At 31.9% G+C, this 361-nt stretch carries 1 protein-coding gene; it reads right to left on the bottom strand.

Annotated features, from left to right (window positions below):
* Window positions 1-158: 158 nt before the first annotated feature.
* The coding region (locus AACQ14_RS24305) for a hypothetical protein (protein ID WP_339366108.1) at window positions 159-361 on the bottom strand (203 nt) is incomplete at its 5' end.

The raw sequence follows: 361 nt of genomic DNA, 5'->3' as shown, positions 1-361 counted from the left end.
CGATAGTTATTTTCTATGCTCACTTATTTTAATCCTAGTATTCATTGTTATATACCCGGTACCAATCAAGATGCTGGATTTGAGAGGGAGTCGAAACTTTCAAGCACTCTGACCATGCATTTTAATTGATAAGGGGTACTTATCTTTAGGTCAAACCTCTACAACAGACCGTTTGTTTTCAATATTGAATCGTAAACACCATTGCTTTTTATTTTCGCTAAGCTTTTATTAAAATCATCAATAATTTTCTTATTTCTAGGATTATTTAATCCACTGGTAATATGTAATGTATTGCTCGAGAGCGGAGTCGATGTAAATGAAATTTTATCTTTTAATTGCGGTGCTTCATTTTTTATAAAAG

The sequence above is a fragment of the Vallitalea maricola genome, from assembly GCF_036985595.1.
Taxonomy (GTDB): domain Bacteria; phylum Bacillota; class Clostridia; order Lachnospirales; family Vallitaleaceae; genus Vallitalea; species Vallitalea maricola.
The sequence above is the reverse complement of the archived record's forward strand: the minus strand, read 5'-3'. Positions and strand labels throughout refer to the sequence as shown.